The following is a 20,737-nucleotide window of genomic DNA, read 5'->3' as shown; positions in this document are numbered from 1 at the left end:
AAAACTATTTATATTTAGAAATTATCTGGACTCTCAAATCTTTTTACTTCTTGTAACTTATTCGGGTCATGCATTGTTGCAATTCCATCCTCCGTTTTTTGGTCTACAAGAATATCTGGATTATAAACGGTGATTGTTTCTCTACCCAGCGCATCCTCCCCCACAATATACTGAAAACCTCTTCGGTTCATCTTATGGCACAACCTTTGATAGAAGCCTTTTAAGCCTTCAGTTTCTTCGTTGGGGTTGTAATAAAAAGCATTCATCACAGCTGGTAAACCTAGGCCGCACACAATACCTGATAACAATACACTAATAAATGTATATCCAATCAGGATACTACTATAGGGACTTAAGGCAGGGATATTGGCTACTGCCAAAATCAATGCAAGTGAAATTCCTCCTCGTACCCCACCCCAAGATAAAATAGTCAAACTACCGTTGTAGCTTTTAGTTCTACGCATTGTGGGAAAAAAAGCGAAAGCCATAAAGTTGGCAGCAAAACGAGAAATATGAAGAATAAAGAACGCAACAATACCGCCTAAAATCAGGCTAAAGTTTAGATCAAGAATAAATAACTCTAAGCCAATTAAAGTAAATAAGAATGAGTTAATGATTCCTTCTACTGTATGCCAAAAATGATTAACTTCTTGAATCTCTCGCTCTTCTCGTATTTCCTTCCATTTGTTTCCAACAATTAAACCGCCAATTACACAAGCAATCGGTGCTGATGCATGTGCAAACAAAGCAACCAAATATGCTCCACTTGCAAGTAAAGCTGTTGTTAAAATTAGGGACTCCATTTCGTGTTTACCACGTAATAGACGCAACACCCCTACCCCAAATGCCCAACCAATGCCGACGGCGACAACAATTTCATAAAGTAGAGCTTCTAATGTTGCCACTAATGAGAAATGTTCACCTTGCAAAACATTAAGCAAAGTCATAAACAATGCAATACACATTGCATCATTAAATAATGATTCACCTTCTAGCTTAACAATTAAATGATGAGGTGCGCGAATCGAACTAAGCACACCTTTAATACCAATTGGGTCTGTTGCCCCTAAAGCTGCACCTAAAAGTAACAGCACCAGAATTGGCACATGATATCCAACCAGTAATTGGAATCCGTAGAGTAAACTGCCAAATAATACGGCGCAAAGCACTAAGGCAATTGTTGCCAAAATACTAATTTGTTTCCAATAACTTTTTAGATCTGAAATTTTAAATTTGAGTGCAGAAGAAGTTAGAATAAAGCAAATAACACCATTAATTAAAAAATCATAAAAATCGATATGGCGTACAGCTTCCTCAATATTATGAATGTTAATGGTAATAAACTGGTTACCATTTAGTAGGCTGGCACCCCACTGTAGAATAAAGACAAAAATTGCTGAGACCAGAGGAACACCAATCGCCTGCGGAAAGCCTAAAATACGCTTATTAAAGATCGTGGTTGCTATTGATAATGCAAAAACCACTGTAAACGCTTGTAATAGAAAAAAATTACCCATGAATACCCTTCTTCTGGGTCAACGACCAAATAAGAAAATTTTGCTAGGTCGACCAAACTAAACAAAATGCAGGCATTAATAATGCCATGATCATAAAAAATGAAAATTCGGATGCAAGTTTAACGAATTGATTGAACAATCTATCAATCTGTTAAATTTCTTAACATTATTTATAGTTATGATCTGAAAAAAAGATGAGCTTATTAAATTATGTTTAACAAGACTCATCCTATAAAATTTTAAACTGGATTATTAAAAGTATCACATTGATTAATATCACCAGTTTTTAAACCAACCTGAAACCAATGCATTCGCTGTTCACTACTACCATGAGTAAAGCTGTCTGGAACGACCTGCCCCGTAGAGCGCTTCTGTAAATAATCATCTCCAATTTTTTGAGCAGCATCCATCGCTTCTTCAATGTCACCTTGCTCTAAAAATTGAGTTCGCTGTTGATTATGGCTCGCCCAAATACCCGCTAAACAGTCAGCTTGTAATTCTTGACGAACAGATAATTGGTTACCTTCTCTTTGGCTGACTTGTGCACGGGCTTGCTGTACTTGTGACGAAATACCCAGCAAGGTTTGAACATGGTGCCCTACTTCATGTGCAACCACATAAGCTTGTGCAAAATCCCCAGCTTGATCTTCTCTAGAAAGTTCAGTTTGGTTCTGCTCACCAGAAATTCCCATTTGCTGACGCATATCTTTAAAGAATTCTGTATCGATATAAACCTTTTGGTCTGCAGGACAATAAAATGGCCCCATTGCAGATTGAGCAGTACCACATCCTGACTGAACCATTCCACTAAACAATACTAATGTTGGTGGAGTATAGCTTTTACCTAACTGTTTAAATATGGGGGTCCAAGTATCTTCTGTATCAGCCAAAACCGTTCCAACAAAATCCGAGGCTTCTTTTTGCTCGGCCGTTAAACTTTCTGGCGCAGTTGCATTTGATTGTTGTGAAGCAGTAACTTGCTGCGTTGCTTGATAAGCCTGCTGTGGGTCAACACCAAAGAACTTCCACGCAACAAATGCAACAACCAAACCAATAATACTGATACCGCCAGCTCTAACACCGCCACCACCTCGACGGTCCTCAACATTGCTACTAATTCGTCGACCTTTCCAGCGCATAATTTCCCTCTTCTTTTTAGAATGGCATCATGAACCCGATGCTTTTTTAGGCCACATTTTTTGTATTAAGCTCACAATTAATAGAACAATTGCACCTGCAACAAGTCCTATTCCAAAGTTAATCAATGTTGGTGTTAAAGCACCAATGATATTACCTACCGCTGGTATTGTTTCCACATGATCCACTGTGTCTTCAGTTAAGTGATGAAGCAATGGAATCGTATGATTAATAATCCCGCCACCCACTAAAAACATTGCAATAGTGCCCACGATTGAAAGTAATTTCATCAAAATAGGAGCAAAAGCTAATAGGCTTCGACCTATAGTTTGTTTAAATGAGGTCGACTGTTCTGTTAAATATAATCCCAAATCATCAATCTTAACAATCATACCAACTAGGCCATAAACGCCAATCGTCATTACAACTGCAATAACACTTAAAACGCTTACTTTGGTCATTAAAGTAGCCGTAGCAACTGTACCGAGCGTAATCACCACGATCTCAGCCGATAAAATAAAATCAGTTCTTACTGCGCCTTTTATTTTTTCTTTTTCAAAAGTTGCTAAGTCTAATTCTTCATTTTCAAGCTCTGCTTTTGCCTCCTCTGATGTAGAAGCTTTTTTATGCATAATGGTATGAAGAACTTTCTCTACTCCCTCATAACATAAAAATAAGCCTCCGAGCATTAATAGCGGATTAATAAGCCAAGGTGCAATCACACTAATTAACAATGCTAAAGGAACTAAAATAAGCTTATTAACAAATGAGCCTTTAGCCACCTTCCAAACAATAGGTAGTTCACGATCTGCGCGCACACCTGTTACTTGCTGAGCATTTAAGGCCAAATCGTCACCTAAAACTCCGGCAGTTTTCTTGGCAGCCATTTTGCTCATTAAAGCAACATCATCTAAAATTGTTGCTATATCATCTAGTAATAAAAGTAAGCCACTCGCCATTTCTTATCCAAGTTTGTATTTATTAAGGCTATTGTAAGATGATTTTTTTGAATTTCTGTAATTTTACTGAATATATTCACAATATTATTTTAAGAAAAGTTTCCCCAATCGCTGACGAAAAAAATTTATTTCCCGTACAATAATGCCAATCTTTTATATTACAGGGCTTACTACCCCTGATTAAGCCAATACGATAGTGGAATAAATAATGAGTAATGTTGATCAGCGTCCAATTATTTTGACAGGCGACCGCCCAACCGGACAACTTCATCTTGGGCATTTTGTCGGTTCTTTGCGTTCTCGTGTAGGTTTACAGGATAGCCATCATCAACATCTCTTATTAGCAGATGCACAAGCACTAACAGATAATGCAGATAATCCAGATAAAGTTCGTCGTAATATTTTAGAAGTTGCTCTAGATTATTTAGCTGTAGGCATTGATCCAACAAAAACCACCATTTGTGTTCAATCTTGCTTACCAGCACTCAATGAACTCACAATGCTCTATCTTAACTTTGTGACAGTAGCGCGTTTAGAACGTAACCCCACCATTAAATCTGAAATTCAAATGCGTGGTTTTGAGCGTGACATTCCAGCTGGTTTCCTCTGCTACCCTGTTGCTCAAGCGGCTGATATTACTGCTTTCAAAGCAACTGTGGTTCCAGTGGGTGAAGATCAAATTCCAATGATTGAACAAACCAATGAAATCGTACGTCGAGTAAATCGCCAAATCGGTCAAGATCTTTTGCCTGAATGTAAAGCTTTGCTTTCTAATATGGCACGTCTACCTGGTTTTGATGGTAAAGCGAAAATGTCTAAATCATTAGGCAATACCATCGTTTTAAATGCTTCTGATAAAGACATTAAAAAAGCTGTTAATGCGATGTACACCGATCCAAATCACCTTCGTATTGAAGATCCAGGTCAAGTTGAAGGCAATATTGTATTTACTTATTTAGATGCATTTGATCCAAATAAAGAAGAAGTTGAAGAATTAAAAGCTCACTATCGTCGCGGTGGTCTTGGTGATGGTACGGTTAAAAAACGTCTTGAAGGTGTCTTAAAAGAGTTAATTACACCTATTCGTGAACGTCGCGAAGAACTTGCTAAAGATCCTGACTACATTATGGATGTTTTACGCCAAGGTACAGATAAGTGCCGTCTTATTACTCAACAGACTTTAGACGAAGTTAAAGATGGCTTAGGTTTATTTAAATTTTAATCCTCTTTAAAACTAAAAGCCCTTCGGGGCTTTTTATTTATTAGATTCATAATATTCATTTTTTAGAATTACTAACGTATTGATAGTTATTCACAGGCTTTTACCCTATTAACGTGAAGTAACACTTATTAACGCTAATAGCGATGAAGAATATCTTAACTTTATCTATTATCCTTTATGTAGGTTACATCATATGAGCCTCACGACATTTCTCCTTAAACCGAAACTGTTTTTACAGATTCGTTGTTCTACGCAATGATCACCCCAATCATTGCGTATTTTTTTGCCTAAAAATTTTATTTATGAATTAGCTATACTTATAAAAACTCTTATTTTTCTTTAATAAATAAAAAAAACACCGCATCATTTTTCAGATACGGTGCTTTTTAAGATTCAGCGTAAAGCGATTAAGCTAAACCTTTCTCTTTTAAAACTTGCAACATAGTTGAACCAAGCTCAGCTGGGCTACGAGTGTAAGCCATACCTGCTTTTTCAAATGCAGCGAATTTCTCTTCAGCAGTACCTTGACCACCAGAAATGATCGCACCAGCGTGACCCATACGCTTACCTTTAGGAGCAGTTACACCAGCAATGTAACCTACTACAGGCTTAGTCACGTTAGATTTGATGAATTCAGCAGCTTCTTCTTCCGCTGTACCACCGATCTCACCGATCATGATGATTGCATCAGTATCTGGATCGTCTTGGAACAATTGAAGCGCTTCGATTTGGTTCATACCTGGGATTGGGTCACCGCCGATACCGATACAAGTAGATTGACCTAAACCAAGCTTAGTTGTTTGAGCAACAGCTTCATAAGTCAATGTACCTGAACGTGAGATGATACCAATACGACCTGGTTGGTGAATGTGACCAGGCATAATACCAATCTTACATTCGCCCGGAGTGATCACGCCTGGACAGTTAGGACCAACTAAACGAGTACCGTTACCGTTAGTTTCTAAATAGCGTTTTGCTTTAAGCATGTCGATTGTTGGAACACCTTCAGTGATCACAACGATTAGGCCAACACCCGAATCAACCGCTTCAACGATTGAGTCTAAAACGAATGGAGCTGGTACATAGATTACAGATGCATCTGCATTTGTTTCACGTACAGCTTCTTTCATTGTGTTGAATACTGGTAAGTCAAGGTGAGTTGTACCACCTTTACCTGGAGTAACACCACCAACAACTTTTGTACCGTAGTCTAAAGCTTGTGCAGAGTGGAAAGTACCGTTTTTACCAGTAAAACCTTGTACCAATACTTTAGTGTCTTTATTAATTAATACGCTCATGATTGATACTCCCCTTACGCTTTAACTGCAGCTACAACTTTTTCTGCGGCATCAGACAAGCCGTTTGCAGAAATTAATTTCAAACCAGATTCATCAAGTAATTTAGCACCTAACTCAGCGTTGTTACCTTCTAAACGAACAACAACTGGAACAGTTACATTTACTTCTTGAACCGCTGCAATAATCGCTTCAGCAATCATGTCACAACGTACGATACCACCGAAGATGTTGATTAAAACACCTTGTACAGATGTATCAGCAAGGATGATTTTGAACGCTTCGATTACACGCTCTTTAGTTGCGCCGCCACCAACGTCAAGGAAGTTTGCAGGCTGACCACCATAAAGTTTAATGATGTCCATAGTTGCCATTGCAAGACCAGCACCGTTAACCATACAACCGATGTTACCTTCTAAAGCAACATAGTTAAGATCAAATTCAGATGCTTTTAATTCACGCTCATTCTCTTGAGATTTGTCACGTAAAGCAGCAACTTTAGGTAAACGGTAAAGCGCGTTAGAATCGATACCTACTTTCGCGTCTACACATAAAATTTCGCCATTTTCACGAACTGAAAGTGGGTTAATTTCAAATAATGCAAAGTCATTTTCAACAAATGCTTGGTAAGCAGCTGTCATGATTTTTACAAATTGACCGATTTGCTTGTCTTTCAAACCTAAAGCAAACGCTACTTCACGTGCTTGGAATGGTTGTAAGCCAACTAATGGATCAACTTCAACTTTGATAATTTTTTCTGGAGTTTCTTCTGCAACTTTCTCGATTTCTACACCACCTTCTGTAGAAGCCATGAAAGTAATACGACGGCTAGAACGGTCTACAACCGCGCCCAAATAAAGCTCACGCTCAACTGGATATACGTCTTCAGCAACAATGATGCTGTTTACTGGTTGACCATTTGCATCTGTTTGATACGTTACAAGACGAGTACCAATGATATTGTTTGCAAATTCGATAACATCTTCTTTAGATTTTGCAACTTTAACGCCACCAGCCTTACCACGACCACCAGCATGAACTTGCGCTTTCATTACCGCGAATTTACCACCAAGCTGTTCAAATGCAGCAACTGCTTCGTCTGCATTGGTAGCCAAGATACCTTCTTGTACTGGCATACCATATTCTTTCAATAACGCTTTAGCTTGATACTCATGTAAGTTCATTTAGTTACCTACTTAACTTTGTTTGTTGTCTTCAATTTGCGCAACATTCTCATGTTACATATACAAATTGCTGTCTACGTCTTTCACCTTGATGCTTTTTTAATCACACCATCGAATGTGAAAAAGAGCGGAGAACCCGCTCTTTATTTTATTTACGCTTACGTTGAATCGCGTGAATTGCACGACCATCTACAGCAAGTGCAGCTTCATGAACAACTTCAGAGAATGTTGGGTGACCAAAAGTCATCAACTGAAGATCTTCAACTGAAGATACAAATTCAAGAGCGATCATACCTTGGTGTACGATATCAGATGCAGCAGGTCCAATAACATGCATACCTAATAAACGGTCAGTTTTTGCATCAGCAACAAACTTAACAAAACCAGCACCTTCACCCGCTGCTAAAGCACGACCATTTACAGCAAAACCGAATTGACCAGTTTTAACTTCATGACCTTTTTCTTTAGCTTGTTCTTCAGTTAAACCAACCCACGCCGCTTCCGGATGTGTATAGATAACTGAAATGATTGTGTCATAGTTCACTTGAGCTGCATGACCGTGGATACGCTCAACAGCCATTACACCTTCTTCCATTGCTTTATGAGCAAGCATTGGACCGCGAACCAAGTCACCAATCGCATAAACACCTTCTACAGAAGTTGCACAGTGATCGTTTACTTCTACTAGACCACGTTCAGTCAATTTAATGCCTGAATCTTCAGCCAATAAACCTTCAGCATAAGCTTTACGGCCAACACAAACGATTAACTTGTCAAAAGTTTGAGTTTTTTCTTCGCCGCCTTGAGTGTATTTAACAGTCACTTCACGACCATTAATTTCAGTACCAGAAACTTTAGCACCGATACGAATATCAAGACCTTGCTTAGTTAAAAGTTTTTGGTAGTCTTTTGCCAAAGCTTTATCAGCCATTGGTAGGAATGCATCCATTGCTTCAAAAACAACAACTTCAGCACCAAGACGACGCCAAACAGAACCAAGCTCTAAACCGATTACACCTGCACCAATTACACCTAAACGCTTAGGTACTTCTGGGAAGTTCAATGCACCAGTTGAATCAACAATAATATCTTGATCTACAGGAGCTACTGGAATATTTACAGGTACAGAACCAGACGCAAGAATAACGTATTTAGGTTCTAAAACTTGAGTTTCACCCTCATGAGAAACAAACTCAACTTTTTTACCAGCAAGTAATTTACCTGTACCTTTTAACCATTCAATGCCATTGCCTTTAAGCAATTGATCGATACCACCAGTTAATTGGTCAACAATTTTGTCTTTACGAGCAAGAAGCTTAGCAAGATCAAAATTCACTTCACCTGTAGTGATACCGTGATCAGCTAAGTGATGTACTGTATCTTCATAACGGTGAGAAGAATCAAGTAATGCTTTAGAAGGAATACAACCTACGTTTAAGCATGTACCACCTAAAGATGGCTTACCGTTGTGAATACGTTTTTCGATACAAGCGACTTTAAAACCTAGTTGAGCAGCACGAATCGCAGCTTCATAACCACCAGGACCACCGCCAATAACAACAAGATCAAATTGTTGAGACATTGTTTATCTCCATGGTCCGAGATAGAGGATCACTCTACCTCGGTAATATTATTCGAAGAAATTAAAGATCAAGGATGAGTTTAGCTGGTTCTTCTAACAATTCTTTGATTGCTACCAAGAAACCTACAGCTTCTTTACCATCGATCATACGGTGGTCATAAGAAAGTGCTAAATACATCATTGGCAAGATTTCAACTTGACCATTTACCGCCATAGGACGCTCTTGGATTTTGTGCATACCCAAGATACCAGTTTGCGGTTGGTTCAAAATAGGAGTTGAAAGTAATGAACCGAAAGTACCACCATTAGTGATTGTGAAAGTACCACCAGTCATTTCTTCGATAGATAATTTACCATCACGTGCTTTACCAGCGTAAGCAGCAATACCTGCTTCAACTTCTGCATAGCTCATACGATCAGTATCACGCAATACTGGTACAACAAGACCACGATCAGAAGATACTGCAACACCGATGTCATAGTAACCGTGATAAACGATATCATCGCCATCAATTGAAGCGTTTACAGCTGGGTAGCGTTTAAGCGCTTCAGTTGCTGCTTTAACGAAGAATGACATGAAGCCTAAACGAGCACCATGGCGTTTTTCAAAAGCATCTTTATATTGCTTACGCAATTCCATGATTGGCTTCATGTTAACTTCGTTAAATGTAGTTAACATTGCAGTTTCTTGAGTTGCAGCAAGAAGACGTTCAGCTACACGCTTACGTAAACGAGTCATTGGAACACGTTTTTCGATACGCTCACCAACAGCTACGCTCAATGGAGTAACGTTAGCAGCTGGTTTAGCTTGATGGTTTGCAACATCTTCTTTAGTGATACGACCACCACGACCAGTACCTTGTACGTCAGCAGCAGCAATACCAGATTCAGTTAACGCTTTACGAACCGCAGGAGCTTGATCAGATACAGTTTCTGTACGTTCAACAACAGGAGCTGCACCAGCTTGAGTTTGAGCAACTGCTTGTTCTACTGCTGCAGGAGCAGCAGCTGCGCCAGCACCAGCTTCAAATTGAGCAATAACTTCGTCAGAAAGAACTGTATCGCCTTCATCTTTAATGATTGCAACCAAGCTACCATCTGCAGGAGCAACAACTTCTAAAACAACTTTGTCGGTTTCAATATCACAGATTACTTCATCGCGTGATACAGGTTCACCCACCTTTTTGTGCCAAGTTGCGATGGTTCCATCTGCAACAGACTCTGGGAATACCGGTGCTTTAATTTCGGTTGCCATTATTGAGAATCTCCTGATTGTTCAGCTTCGATTGCCAATGCATCATTAATTAGCTGAGCTTGTTGTTTTGCATGCAAGTACGGTGAGCCACAAGCTGGTGCAGCAGAAGCTTCACGACCTGCAAAACTGATACGGATTTGTTTGCCAGATTTTAAGATATCGTCATATAAACGCGGTGCGATAAATAACCATGCGCCTTGGTTCTTCGGCTCCTCTTGTGCCCAAACAAGTTCTTTCACGTTTGGATATGCAGCCAAGATTTCCGCAAGACGTTGCTCTGGATATGGATACAACTGTTCAATACGTACAATTGCGACATTAGTTAAGTTTTGTTCACGACGTTTTTCAAGTAAGTCGTAATAAACTTTACCGCCACAAAGTACAAGACGAGTTACATCTGACTTGTTAATTTGATCGATTTCGTCAATTACAGTTTGGAACGAACCATTTGCAAGCTCTTCTAAAGTAGAAGTAGCAAGTTTATGACGGAGTAAAGATTTCGGTGACATTACAATCAATGGCTTACGAATTGGGCGTACAGCTTGACGACGTAATGCATGGAAAATCTGTGCAGGTGTCGTTGGAGTGATCACTTGCATGTTGTCTTCAGCACATAACTGTAAGAAACGCTCTAAACGAGCTGATGAGTGTTCTGGGCCTTGACCTTCGAAACCGTGCGGTAACAACATTGTTAAACCACAAACACGTTCCCACTTAGTCTCACCAGAAGCAATAAACTGGTCAATCACAACTTGAGCACAGTTTACGAAGTCACCAAATTGTGCTTCCCAAATAATCAAGCTCTTAGGAATTGTAGTTGCGTAACCATATTCGAATGCAAGAACTGCTTCTTCAGATAAAAGAGAGTCATAAATCGCAAAACGTGGTTGGTTCTCTTTCACATGACAAAGTGGAATGTAAGTTGAACCATCAGCTTGATTATGCAATTTCGCATGACGGTGTGAGAAGGTACCACGACCCACATCTTCACCAGTAATACGAACTAGATAATCTTCATCTAATAAAGTTGCATAAGCTAAAGTTTCTGCTGCACCCCAGTTTAATGGAGTTTCACCAGTTTGCATTTTTACGCGATCTTCAATTACTTTTTGAACCTGACGCTGCATTACAAACCCTTCAGGAAGTTTGCTCATGCCCTCGCCTAATTCTTTTAAGCGATTTAAGTCAAATGAAGTATCCCAATCGTCTGTGTAGTCATGGCCCAAATATGGAGTCCAATCAACAAACATTTTGGTATTTGGTTCAAGAATCAATGCATTTGCTACATGATTACCTGCTTCTAAATCAGAACGGTAATCTTCAACCATTTGGTCTGCTTCAGCACGATCAAGTACTTTCTCTTGAACAAGTTGATCAGCATAAAGTGTACGAGTAGTCGCTTTCTTCGCAATTACTTGATACATCAATGGTTGTGTACCAGATGGCTCATCTGCTTCGTTATGGCCACGACGACGATAACAGAACAAATCGATAACAACATCTTTACGGAATTCGTGGCGGAAATCATGTGCTAATTGAGTAGCAAAGATAACAGCTTCAGGATCATCGCCATTTACATGGAAAATTGGCGCCTGAATCATTTTAGCAACGTCTGTACAGTATTCTGTAGAACGCGCATCACGAGGATCAGAAGTTGTGAAACCTACTTGGTTGTTCACAATAATATGAACTGTACCACCAACCGTATAGCCACGAGTTTGTGACATCTGGAAGGTTTCCATATTCACGCCCTGACCTGCAAATGCCGCATCACCATGAACAATAACTGGTAAAACGTCATCACCGCCAATGTCTCTACGACGTACTTGACGTGCACGTACAGAACCTTCAACTACAGGACCAACAATTTCCAAGTGAGATGGGTTAAATGCTAATGCCAAGTGAACTTCGCCACCTGGAGTCATTACATTACTTGAGAAACCTTGGTGGTATTTAACGTCGCCAGAACCTTTTTTATGAATTGATTTACCTTCGAACTCACCAAATAAGTCCGCAGGGTTTTTACCCATAATATTCACAAGAAGGTTTAAACGGCCACGGTGTGGCATACCGATAACAACTTCTTTACAACCTACAGCACCAGCGCGCTGAATAATCTCGTTTACCATAGGAATAAAAGATTCGCCGCCTTCAACACCAAAGCGCTTAGCACCGACGTATTTATTACCAAGATATTTTTCAAGACCTTCAGCAGCAGTTAAACGCTCTAAGAAGCCTTTCTTTTGATCATTTGTGTAATTGAATTTACCACGGGCACTTTCAAGACGTTGTTGAATCCAACGTTTTTCTTTTGTGTCCACGATATGCATGTATTCAACACCGATCGAACCACAATAGATTGCTTCCATTGCTTCAATCATTTCAGCAAGCGTTGCTTCGCTTTTGCCGATTTCAAGATTGCCGGTATTAAATACAGTGTCTAAATCTGATTTGGTTAAACCGTGAGCTGAAAGATCTAAATCTGGAATCTCTTCACGCTTAGCAAGACCTAATGGATCTAATTTAGCTTTTTGATGTCCGCGATTACGATAAGCAGCAATAAGTTGTAAAACGCCAATTTGACGACGCTCATGCTCAGTACTTACAGTACTTTGTACAACAGGTTGAACACGGTTAGCATTACGTCCTAGTAATAGGAATTGCTCACGCACAGCGCTGTGTGGTTGGTCACCCTTTGGATATTTATCGAAATATTGGCGCCAGTCCTCAGCTACAGAGGTTGGGGAAGTCAGGTACTGCTCGTAAAGTTCTTCAATATACGCTGCACTATCAGCGGAAAGTTCAGTGTCAAGACGCAATGCGTCAGCAACTTCTTGCATTTGTGGACCCATTTCCTATTGCAAAAAATATTACAGGCTGCCTTTTAAGCACACCCATGATGCATAATGCCAAATTGGTAAAAAAGGCATTACTTACCCAACAGGTCTCTAAGACCATGGGGCGTCATACTACCTAGAGAGAAAACTCCATAGGTAATTAATGAATCACAACGCCCTCAATGGCATCATCACTCACCTTATACTCGATTAAAACCGAGCAATTTTTTGCAAATCTTTTTAGAAAAATTAACGTTAAAATTAACTTTTCTAAAATGACTTTAACCATAAAAATTAAGCACAGATCTAAGATCGTGCTACTTAAATTAATTTCACTAGTATACGCTTTTTTCACCTATAACTTTGTGGCAAATCGTATCATGTTCTTAAACAACGATTGATTTTTTTGACACATACCACCTATAAATTGGCGAAATACATAAGCGATTTTATCTTTTAATATATAGTGCAATATATAAAATCCTCGCTCTTTTCGACCAAAGTCTAAAGTTTACATTATAAAATTAAAAAAAAACGCACATCAAGGATGCGCGTTTTCTATTTGTGCAGAATTAACCCGCTTGATCTAATAGCATGTTACGGATGTGACCGATTGCTTTAGTAGGGTTTAGACCTTTAGGACATACTGACACACAGTTCATAATACCTTTACAACGGAACAAACTGAATGGATCATCAAGACGAGCCAAACGGTCTGCAGTAGCAGTATCACGAGAGTCGATGATAAAACGGTATGCATTCAACAATGCTGAAGGACCCAAGAATTTATCAGGGTTCCACCAGAATGATGGACATGAAGTTGAACAACATGCACAAAGAATACATTCATACAAACCATTTAAGTGTTCACGCTCTTCAGGAGACTGTAAACGCTCTTTAGGTGGAGCTGGTTGGTTATTGATCAAGAATGGCTGAATTTTGTCATATTGATCATAGAATTGGTTCATATCAACAACCAAATCCTTAACAACCGGCAAACCTGGTAATGGACGAATTACGATTTTCTCAGGCAGGTCGTTTAAATTCCATAAACAAGCCAAACCATTTTTACCATTAATGTTTACACCATCCGAACCACAAATACCTTCACGGCATGAACGACGGAACGTTAATGATTCATCTTGAACCTTCAAAGCAAGTAATGCATCAAGCAACATACGGTGCTTATCAGTCAATTCAAGCTTGAAAGTTTGCATGTACGGCGCTTTATCCTTATCAGGATCATAGCGGTAGATTTCGAATGTACGAGTACCTCTACTCATCTTTATACTCCCGATTAGAATGTACGTGGTGCTGGTGGAATTGCATCAACAGTCAACGGTTTGAAGCGCACTGGCTTATATTCCAAACGGTTATCTGATGAATACCATAAAGTATGCTTCATCCACTCATCATCACGGCGACCGTATGAATAAGTTGGGTGATCAGCTGGCAATTCATAATCAACTACAGTATGCGCACCACGACATTCTTTACGTGCAGCAGCTGAAATTAATGTAGCTTTTGCAACTTCATATAAATTTTCAACTTCAAGCGCTTCAACACGTGCAGTGTTAAATACTTTAGATTTATCTTTCAAGTGAATGTTGCGCACACGTGGTTCAAGAGCAAGAATCTCTTTAACACCTTTATCAAGTAAAGCTTGAGTACGGAACACACCAGCGTGGTCTTGAACGATATCACGAATCGCATCAGCAACTTCTTGTGCATTTTCACCAGAAGTTGATTCATCCAACTTACGTACGCGATCTAAAGTTTGCTCTAATACATTTGTTGGAAGTGGCGCATATTCATCACCATGATGCTTAGTTACGTAGTCGATAATGTGCTCACCAGCAGCTTTACCAAATACAACCAAGTCAAGAAGTGAGTTAGTACCTAAACGGTTCGCACCATGTACAGATACACAAGAACATTCACCAATTGCATAGAAACCTTTTACAGGTTTAGTGTAGTTGTCTGTACCTGCTTCAGGTAAGCACACTTGACCATGCATATTTGTAGGAATACCGCCCATTTGATAATGGATTGTTGGTACTACAGGAATTGGTTCTTTAGTGATGTCAACGTTCGCGAATTTTTTACCAATCTCAAATACAGATGGTAAACGCTTCATGATTGTGTCAGCGCCCAAGTGAGTCATATCAAGTAAGATATAATCACCTTTTGGACCACAACCACGACCTTCTTTAATTTCTTGGTCCATAGAACGTGATACGAAGTCACGTGGAGCCAAGTCTTTTAAAGTTGGTGCATAACGTTCCATGAATGGTTCGCCGTCTTTGTTACGAAGGATCGCACCTTCACCACGACAACCTTCAGTTAACAATACGCCTGCGCCCGCAACACCCGTAGGGTGGAATTGCCAAAATTCCATATCTTGTAGTGGAATACCAGCACGAGCAGCCATACCAAGACCGTCACCAGTGTTGATATAAGCATTTGTTGATGCACGGTAAACACGACCAGCACCACCAGTAGCAAACAATGTCGCTTTTGCTTGGAATACTGCGATATTACCAGTTTCTTGGTCAATCGCTGTTACACCAAGAACATCACCTGCTTCGTTACGGATCAAATCAAGAGCGATCCATTCAACGAAGAACTGAGTACCCATTTTCACGTTGCTTTGATAAAGCGTGTGTAATAATGCGTGACCAGTACGGTCAGCAGCAGCACAAGCACGTGGAACTGGTTTATCACCATAGTTCGCAGAGTGACCACCGAACGGACGTTGGTAAATTGTACCATCAGCGTTACGGTCAAACGGCATACCCATGTGTTCAAGTTCATACACAACTTTTGGTGCTTCACGACACATAAATTCAATTGCGTCTTGATCACCTAACCAGTCAGAACCTTTTACCGTATCGTAAAAGTGGAAGTGCCAGTTATCTTCTTGCATGTTACCTAACGACGCACCAATACCGCCCTGAGCAGCAACTGTATGTGAACGTGTTGGGAAAACTTTAGTAAGTACTGCAACTTTCAAACCTGCTTGAGCAAGTTGGTAAGAAGCACGCATACCAGAACCACCACCACCAACGATAACTGCATCGAAAGTGAGGTTTTGAATATTTGAATAATCTTCTTTAGGGGTTATCGCGCCCATGATATCTTCCTATCAATTCGCCCAGAAAATCTGGATACCCCAGATTGCGTACACAAACACTGCAATAATGACAGCCGTCGTCAGTACAAGGCGTAAACCTTTCGCTGAAGGACCCATTTGACGAGTAGTGACATAGTCAGTGAAAACTTGCCACATACCAATCCATGCGTGTGCGATAAGCGATAAAATTGCTAATAAAGAAAAAATCTTCATTGGTAATGTCATCATGAAACCAGCCCACTGTTGATAGTCAAATCCACCTTTGCAGAGAATCCAACCAAAAAGAACAACAGTATAAGCTGCTAATACAACCGCACTTACACGCTGGATAAACCAATCACGAGAACCTGAACCAGTTAAACCTGTAGCACTTTTCATTAGAACATAATCCATACAAAGGCTGCGATAATGGCTACCACAGATAAGATCAATGAAATTGTCGCTGCAATACGACCACTTTGCAGTTCTTCAGCAAAACCTAAATCTGCAAGTAAGTGCTTAACTCCAGCAATAAAGTGGAATATTAGGCCGGCTGCAAATACCCAAACAACAAAACGTACAAGGATATTTCCAAAAACGACATTTTTAACGTAGTCAAATCCTTCTGGTGAAGATAATGATTTATCTAGAATCCATAAGAGAACTGGTACTAATAAGAAAACGATGACACCTGATAAACGGTGTAAAATTGATGCAATAGCCACGGGTGAGCGTAAATTTACCGCTAACACCTGACCCATGGACAAATTGACAGGTCTGTTGCTTTTCACAGCGGGCATCCTGTAGGTAGAAACTCCGACCGGAGTTTGTTGAATTAATTCCAAGGAAAGCTGGCATTGTTAGGCAAGCACAGCTCATGCCTAACCTATAAACGACACTGAATTATAAAACGCGAAGTATCAAAATACAAACAATCCACTTTGCCATTTCAGCAAAAAACCATTAAATAAGAATCATTCAAAACAATATTAGATTATTAGGTCAATAAAAAAACTATACCTATATACATCATGTCCTTGTTTAAAATAACTTTTTATTTAATTTCATTTTTTCTGAAATTTCTTTTAAATAAGCCGATTTTAGACTAAAGATAAAGTTATAAATTCCTCATATCAATAGAAAAATGATCATAATCCCCTATATTTTCAATGTGAACCACATTTCAAATAAGTGAACAGACTTATATTTCAGATAGATATTAAGCGATCTACACTAGTTTTTCGAAAGTGAATTTCATTAAAAACAGTTCTTATGATTTTAAACTCATCTGATAAGCTATTTTTTATACAATTAAACTTAAAAAAAGAACAATATTCTTTGTTACAACTAAATAGAAATACAATTTTTTTTGAGTATAAATTTGAAATTACATCATGAGTTTTATGATTTTTTTAAGGGGATTGGCATTTTCTACCGTCTTATTATTTTGAATTGCAATTTATAAATTTGCTTACAATTGTACTCATCCTTCATTTTTTTTCTGCACGTTCTTGTTGAATTGACTTATTATACCATCCCGATGCAGTGATTTTACTGACTTTTTTGCTCGGGTCTTGATGACTAACTCTCTGTGGGAACGTCATTTTTTATCCATAAGTATAATTGACAAAATTTCAGTACTCACTAATCTTATAGCAAATTTTGACACCGTCTGATTCGCACATGAGAACATTAGGATTTCGAGTCAGATCAACATTCACCAGGACAGGAGATCTATTGAATGTCTGAAGCAAATGGCAAAAAAGCCGTATTACATCTTGATGGCAAAGAAATTGGATTACCAATCTACAGTGGCACTTTAGGTCCAGATGTAATTGATGTCAGCAGCATACTGAAAGAAGGTCATTTTACTTTCGATCCTGGTTTTATGGCGACAGCCGCATGCGAATCTAAAATTACTTTCATTGATGGTGACAAAGGTATTTTATTACACCGCGGCTACCCAATTGATCAGTTAGCAACTCAAGCAGACTACCTTGAAACTTGTTATTTATTATTAAATGGCGAGCTCCCAACTGCTGAACAAAAAGTTGAGTTTGATACGAAAGTACGTGCTCACACTATGGTTCACGATCAAGTTAGCCGTTTCTTCAATGGTTTCCGCCGTGATGCTCACCCAATGGCAATCATGGTTGGTGTTGTAGGTGCATTATCTGCGTTCTATCACAACAACCTAGATATTGAAGACATCAACCACCGTGAAATCACTGCAATTCGCTTAATTGCAAAAATTCCAACACTTGCTGCTTGGAGTTACAAATACACAGTAGGTCAACCATTCATCTATCCACGTAACGATTTAAGTTATGCGGAAAACTTCTTACACATGATGTTTGCTACTCCTGCTGACCGAGATTACAAAGTTAATCCTGTTCTTGCTCGCGCAATGGATCGTATCTTCACGCTTCATGCTGACCATGAACAAAATGCTTCTACATCTACAGTACGTCTTGCTGGTTCTACTGGTGCAAACCCGTATGCATGTATCTCTGCTGGTATCTCTGCACTTTGGGGCCCTGCTCACGGTGGTGCAAACGAAGCAGTTCTTAAGATGCTTGATGAAATCGGTAGCGTTGAAAACGTTGCAGAATTCATGGAAAAAGTTAAACGCAAAGAAGTTAAGCTTATGGGCTTCGGTCACCGCGTTTACAAAAACTTCGACCCACGCGCTAAAGTAATGAAGCAAACTTGTGACGAAGTTCTTGAAGCTTTAGGTATCAACGATCCTCAATTAGCACTTGCTATGGAACTTGAGCGTATCGCATTGAACGACCCGTACTTCGTTGAGCGTAAACTTTACCCTAACGTAGACTTCTACTCAGGTATCATCCTTAAAGCGATTGGTATCCCAACAGAAATGTTTACTGTAATCTTCGCTCTTGCTCGTACAGTTGGTTGGATCAGCCACTGGTTAGAAATGCACAGCGGCCCTTACAAAATCGGTCGTCCTCGTCAGCTTTATACTGGTGAAACTCAACGCGACATCAAACGTTAATATTCGAAAGAAAATTAATGAAAAAAAGCTGCCTTCTGGCAGCTTTTTTATTTATGTCTTTTTCTACTCTAGACTTATTCTTCTTCATACATAGTTAACAAGTGATGGCTAATTCCATCTGCTCTTAACCAAGCCAACTCATAGCTCGCTTTAGCCAAAGCTAAAACACGTCGTTCAAACTCAACCCATATGGTTTTGACTTGAGACTCCGAAATACCCAAACCACTCTCGTGTGCTAGATGTTTATTCTTTTCACATATTTTTAAGGCATGGTAAAGCTTACGCCCCTGGCTCGCCCCTTCCATCAAACGAACACGCTTACTTAAAATAAAGCCCTCAACATGCTGTAAGTCTGCATGAGGCAACATCGGTACTAAGATTTGATTCAATTGATCATCTAAACGCTTCCATACAGCCAAACGCTGCTCTGCCGTATAAGTGTTCCATTGAATCACCTCGTGGTTAAAACGGCGACAACCACGACAAACCTGATCACCAAAAACTGTTGAACAACGCCCTGCACATGGGGTGAGAGAGAGCGTTCGATGATCATTACTCAAAACAAACTCCTTAAATAAACCATATACTTTTTATGGTTTTCTCGCTTATTACTAATTTTCGCGCTAAAATATGCGCCTTAAATTTCTATCTTAATACATTTGGAGTTTTCCATGAACGCTACTGTAGAACAGCTTGCACCTGTAGAACAGCAAGCGACCGCAGGTTGGGTTGTTGCAGCACTATATCAATTTAAAGAAGTTCAAGATCCTGCCGATCTTCAACAACGTTTATTAGACTTAGTGAAAACAATTAACCTTTGTGGAACTCTGATTGTAGCAGGTGAAGGAATTAATGGTACTGTTGCTGGTGATCGCTTAGCAATTGATACACTACATCAATTTTTGCTCAATGAAGGCTTTGGTGCTATGGAATACAAAGAATCCCATAGTTCTGACAAACCTTTCCGCAAAATGAAAATTAAACTTAAAGAAGAAATTGTGACTTTAGGTGTTGAGGTTAAACCTCGTGACTTAGTCGGTCACTATCTTGATCCTAAAGAATGGAATGATTTAATCGCACGTGATGATGTAATTTTAATCGACACACGTAATGATTACGAATATAAAGCGGGTACATTTAAAGGTGCAATTGACCCTAAAACAGAAACATTCCGTGAGTTTCCAGAATACGTTAAGAAAGAGTTAGAGCAACATAAAGACAAAAAAATTGCGATGTTCTGTACTGGTGGTATTCGCTGTGAAAAATCAACTTCTTTACTTCTTCAAGAAGGATTTAAAGAGGTTTACCATCTTAAAGGCGGTATTCTTAAGTACTTAGAAGAAACCCCTGCTGATGAAAGCTTATGGGAAGGCGAATGCTTCGTATTTGACGGACGTACTGCTGTAACTCATGGTGTAGAGGAAGGCGTGAATATTAAATGTCATGCTTGTGGTTGGCCTTTAACTCCTGAAGAGTCTGCTCTACCAAGTTACGAACACGGTGTTTCTTGCGTTTATTGCATCGACAAAACCACTGAAAAGCAAAAAGCTGGTTTCCGTATGCGCCAGTCACAAATTGCTGCTGCAAAACGTAAACGCCTATAAAACCATAATATAGTTTT

18 protein-coding genes are annotated in these 20,737 nt (G+C 39.4%); 4 read left to right on the top strand and 14 right to left on the bottom strand.

Features of this window, described 5'->3' with window-relative positions:
• Window positions 1–14: 14 nt before the first annotated feature.
• The 3 genes from ACYU0V_RS04055 to ACYU0V_RS04045 form a co-directional block, all read right to left on the bottom strand.
• A complete protein-coding gene (locus tag ACYU0V_RS04055; protein ID WP_002116022.1) occupies window positions 15–1,517 on the bottom strand; it encodes a cation:proton antiporter in 1,503 nt (500 codons plus the stop codon).
• A gap of 239 nt (window positions 1,518–1,756) precedes the next feature.
• Window positions 1,757–2,656 (bottom strand): KPN_02809 family neutral zinc metallopeptidase, encoded by a 900-nt coding sequence (gene ypfJ / locus ACYU0V_RS04050; RefSeq protein ID WP_002116484.1) that lies wholly within the window; start codon window positions 2,654–2,656, stop codon window positions 1,757–1,759.
• A gap of 27 nt (window positions 2,657–2,683) precedes the next feature.
• Window positions 2,684–3,613, bottom strand: coding sequence for a DUF808 domain-containing protein (locus tag ACYU0V_RS04045; RefSeq protein ID WP_461849142.1), 930 nt, complete (start codon window positions 3,611–3,613; stop codon window positions 2,684–2,686).
• Between the two features lie 208 nt (window positions 3,614–3,821).
• Between ACYU0V_RS04045 and trpS the strand changes: the two genes are divergently transcribed.
• Complete coding sequence (gene trpS / locus ACYU0V_RS04040) at window positions 3,822–4,835, top strand: tryptophan--tRNA ligase (protein WP_002116097.1); 1,014 nt, start codon at window positions 3,822–3,824, stop codon at window positions 4,833–4,835.
• A 407-nt stretch (window positions 4,836–5,242) separates the two neighbouring features.
• Here trpS and sucD read toward each other — a convergent pair whose 3' ends face one another.
• From sucD to sdhC, 10 genes are all read right to left on the bottom strand, one after another.
• Window positions 5,243–6,133, bottom strand: a complete 891-nt coding sequence (gene sucD, locus ACYU0V_RS04035) for a succinate--CoA ligase subunit alpha (RefSeq protein ID WP_000114637.1) — start codon at window positions 6,131–6,133, stop codon at window positions 5,243–5,245.
• 14 nt (window positions 6,134–6,147) lie between these two features.
• Entirely contained in the window at window positions 6,148–7,314 is a 1,167-nt protein-coding gene (sucC, locus tag ACYU0V_RS04030) for an ADP-forming succinate--CoA ligase subunit beta (protein WP_001048573.1), read from the bottom strand.
• Window positions 7,315–7,462: 148 nt separating this feature from the next.
• Window positions 7,463–8,896, bottom strand: a complete 1,434-nt coding sequence (gene lpdA, locus ACYU0V_RS04025) for a dihydrolipoyl dehydrogenase (RefSeq protein ID WP_017386755.1) — start codon at window positions 8,894–8,896, stop codon at window positions 7,463–7,465.
• Between the two features lie 61 nt (window positions 8,897–8,957).
• Entirely contained in the window at window positions 8,958–10,151 is a 1,194-nt protein-coding gene (gene odhB / locus ACYU0V_RS04020) for a 2-oxoglutarate dehydrogenase complex dihydrolipoyllysine-residue succinyltransferase (protein ID WP_016143315.1), read from the bottom strand.
• Window positions 10,151–12,991 carry a 2-oxoglutarate dehydrogenase E1 component gene (locus ACYU0V_RS04015; RefSeq protein ID WP_039763331.1) on the bottom strand — a complete coding sequence of 947 codons (2,841 nt, stop codon included), beginning with the start codon at window positions 12,989–12,991 and terminating at the stop codon, window positions 10,151–10,153. The genes odhB and ACYU0V_RS04015 overlap by 1 nt, the downstream gene beginning before the upstream one ends.
• A gap of 157 nt (window positions 12,992–13,148) precedes the next feature.
• Complete coding sequence (locus ACYU0V_RS04010; RefSeq protein WP_086265650.1) at window positions 13,149–13,277, bottom strand: hypothetical protein; 129 nt, start codon at window positions 13,275–13,277, stop codon at window positions 13,149–13,151.
• A gap of 283 nt (window positions 13,278–13,560) precedes the next feature.
• The gene (locus ACYU0V_RS04005) at window positions 13,561–14,271 is read right to left on the bottom strand and encodes a succinate dehydrogenase iron-sulfur subunit (protein WP_002116292.1); all 711 of its coding nucleotides are present in this window, start codon (window positions 14,269–14,271) and stop codon (window positions 13,561–13,563) included.
• 14 nt (window positions 14,272–14,285) lie between these two features.
• Complete coding sequence (sdhA, locus tag ACYU0V_RS04000) at window positions 14,286–16,121, bottom strand: succinate dehydrogenase flavoprotein subunit (protein WP_002116225.1); 1,836 nt, start codon at window positions 16,119–16,121, stop codon at window positions 14,286–14,288.
• 12 nt (window positions 16,122–16,133) lie between these two features.
• The gene (gene sdhD / locus ACYU0V_RS03995) at window positions 16,134–16,499 is read right to left on the bottom strand and encodes a succinate dehydrogenase, hydrophobic membrane anchor protein (RefSeq protein ID WP_000833672.1); all 366 of its coding nucleotides are present in this window, start codon (window positions 16,497–16,499) and stop codon (window positions 16,134–16,136) included.
• Window positions 16,499–16,900: a succinate dehydrogenase, cytochrome b556 subunit gene (gene sdhC / locus ACYU0V_RS03990; RefSeq protein ID WP_075384165.1), complete on the bottom strand. Its 402-nt coding sequence runs from the start codon at window positions 16,898–16,900 to the stop codon at window positions 16,499–16,501. Before sdhC ends, sdhD begins: the two co-directional genes overlap by 1 nt.
• A 472-nt stretch (window positions 16,901–17,372) precedes the next feature.
• Between sdhC and ACYU0V_RS03985 the strand changes: the two genes are divergently transcribed.
• Together ACYU0V_RS03985 and gltA are read left to right on the top strand one after the other, a co-directional pair.
• Entirely contained in the window at window positions 17,373–17,498 is a 126-nt protein-coding gene (locus ACYU0V_RS03985; RefSeq protein WP_081038229.1) for a hypothetical protein, read from the top strand.
• Between the two features lie 343 nt (window positions 17,499–17,841).
• The gene (gltA, locus tag ACYU0V_RS03980) at window positions 17,842–19,116 is read left to right on the top strand and encodes a citrate synthase (RefSeq protein WP_002116327.1); all 1,275 of its coding nucleotides are present in this window, start codon (window positions 17,842–17,844) and stop codon (window positions 19,114–19,116) included.
• 74 nt (window positions 19,117–19,190) lie between these two features.
• On the opposite strand, the gene ACYU0V_RS03975 is transcribed toward gltA, so the two are convergent.
• The gene (locus ACYU0V_RS03975; RefSeq protein ID WP_005064555.1) at window positions 19,191–19,676 is read right to left on the bottom strand and encodes a DUF1289 domain-containing protein; all 486 of its coding nucleotides are present in this window, start codon (window positions 19,674–19,676) and stop codon (window positions 19,191–19,193) included.
• A 111-nt stretch (window positions 19,677–19,787) separates the two neighbouring features.
• On the opposite strand from ACYU0V_RS03975, the gene trhO reads away from it, so the two are divergent.
• The gene (gene trhO / locus ACYU0V_RS03970; protein WP_002116523.1) at window positions 19,788–20,720 is read left to right on the top strand and encodes an oxygen-dependent tRNA uridine(34) hydroxylase TrhO; all 933 of its coding nucleotides are present in this window, start codon (window positions 19,788–19,790) and stop codon (window positions 20,718–20,720) included.
• Window positions 20,721–20,737: the final 17 nt, after the last annotated feature.

The sequence above is a fragment of the Acinetobacter sp. X9 genome (assembly GCF_054889255.1).
This window is presented reverse-complemented; position numbering and strand designations above follow the sequence as displayed.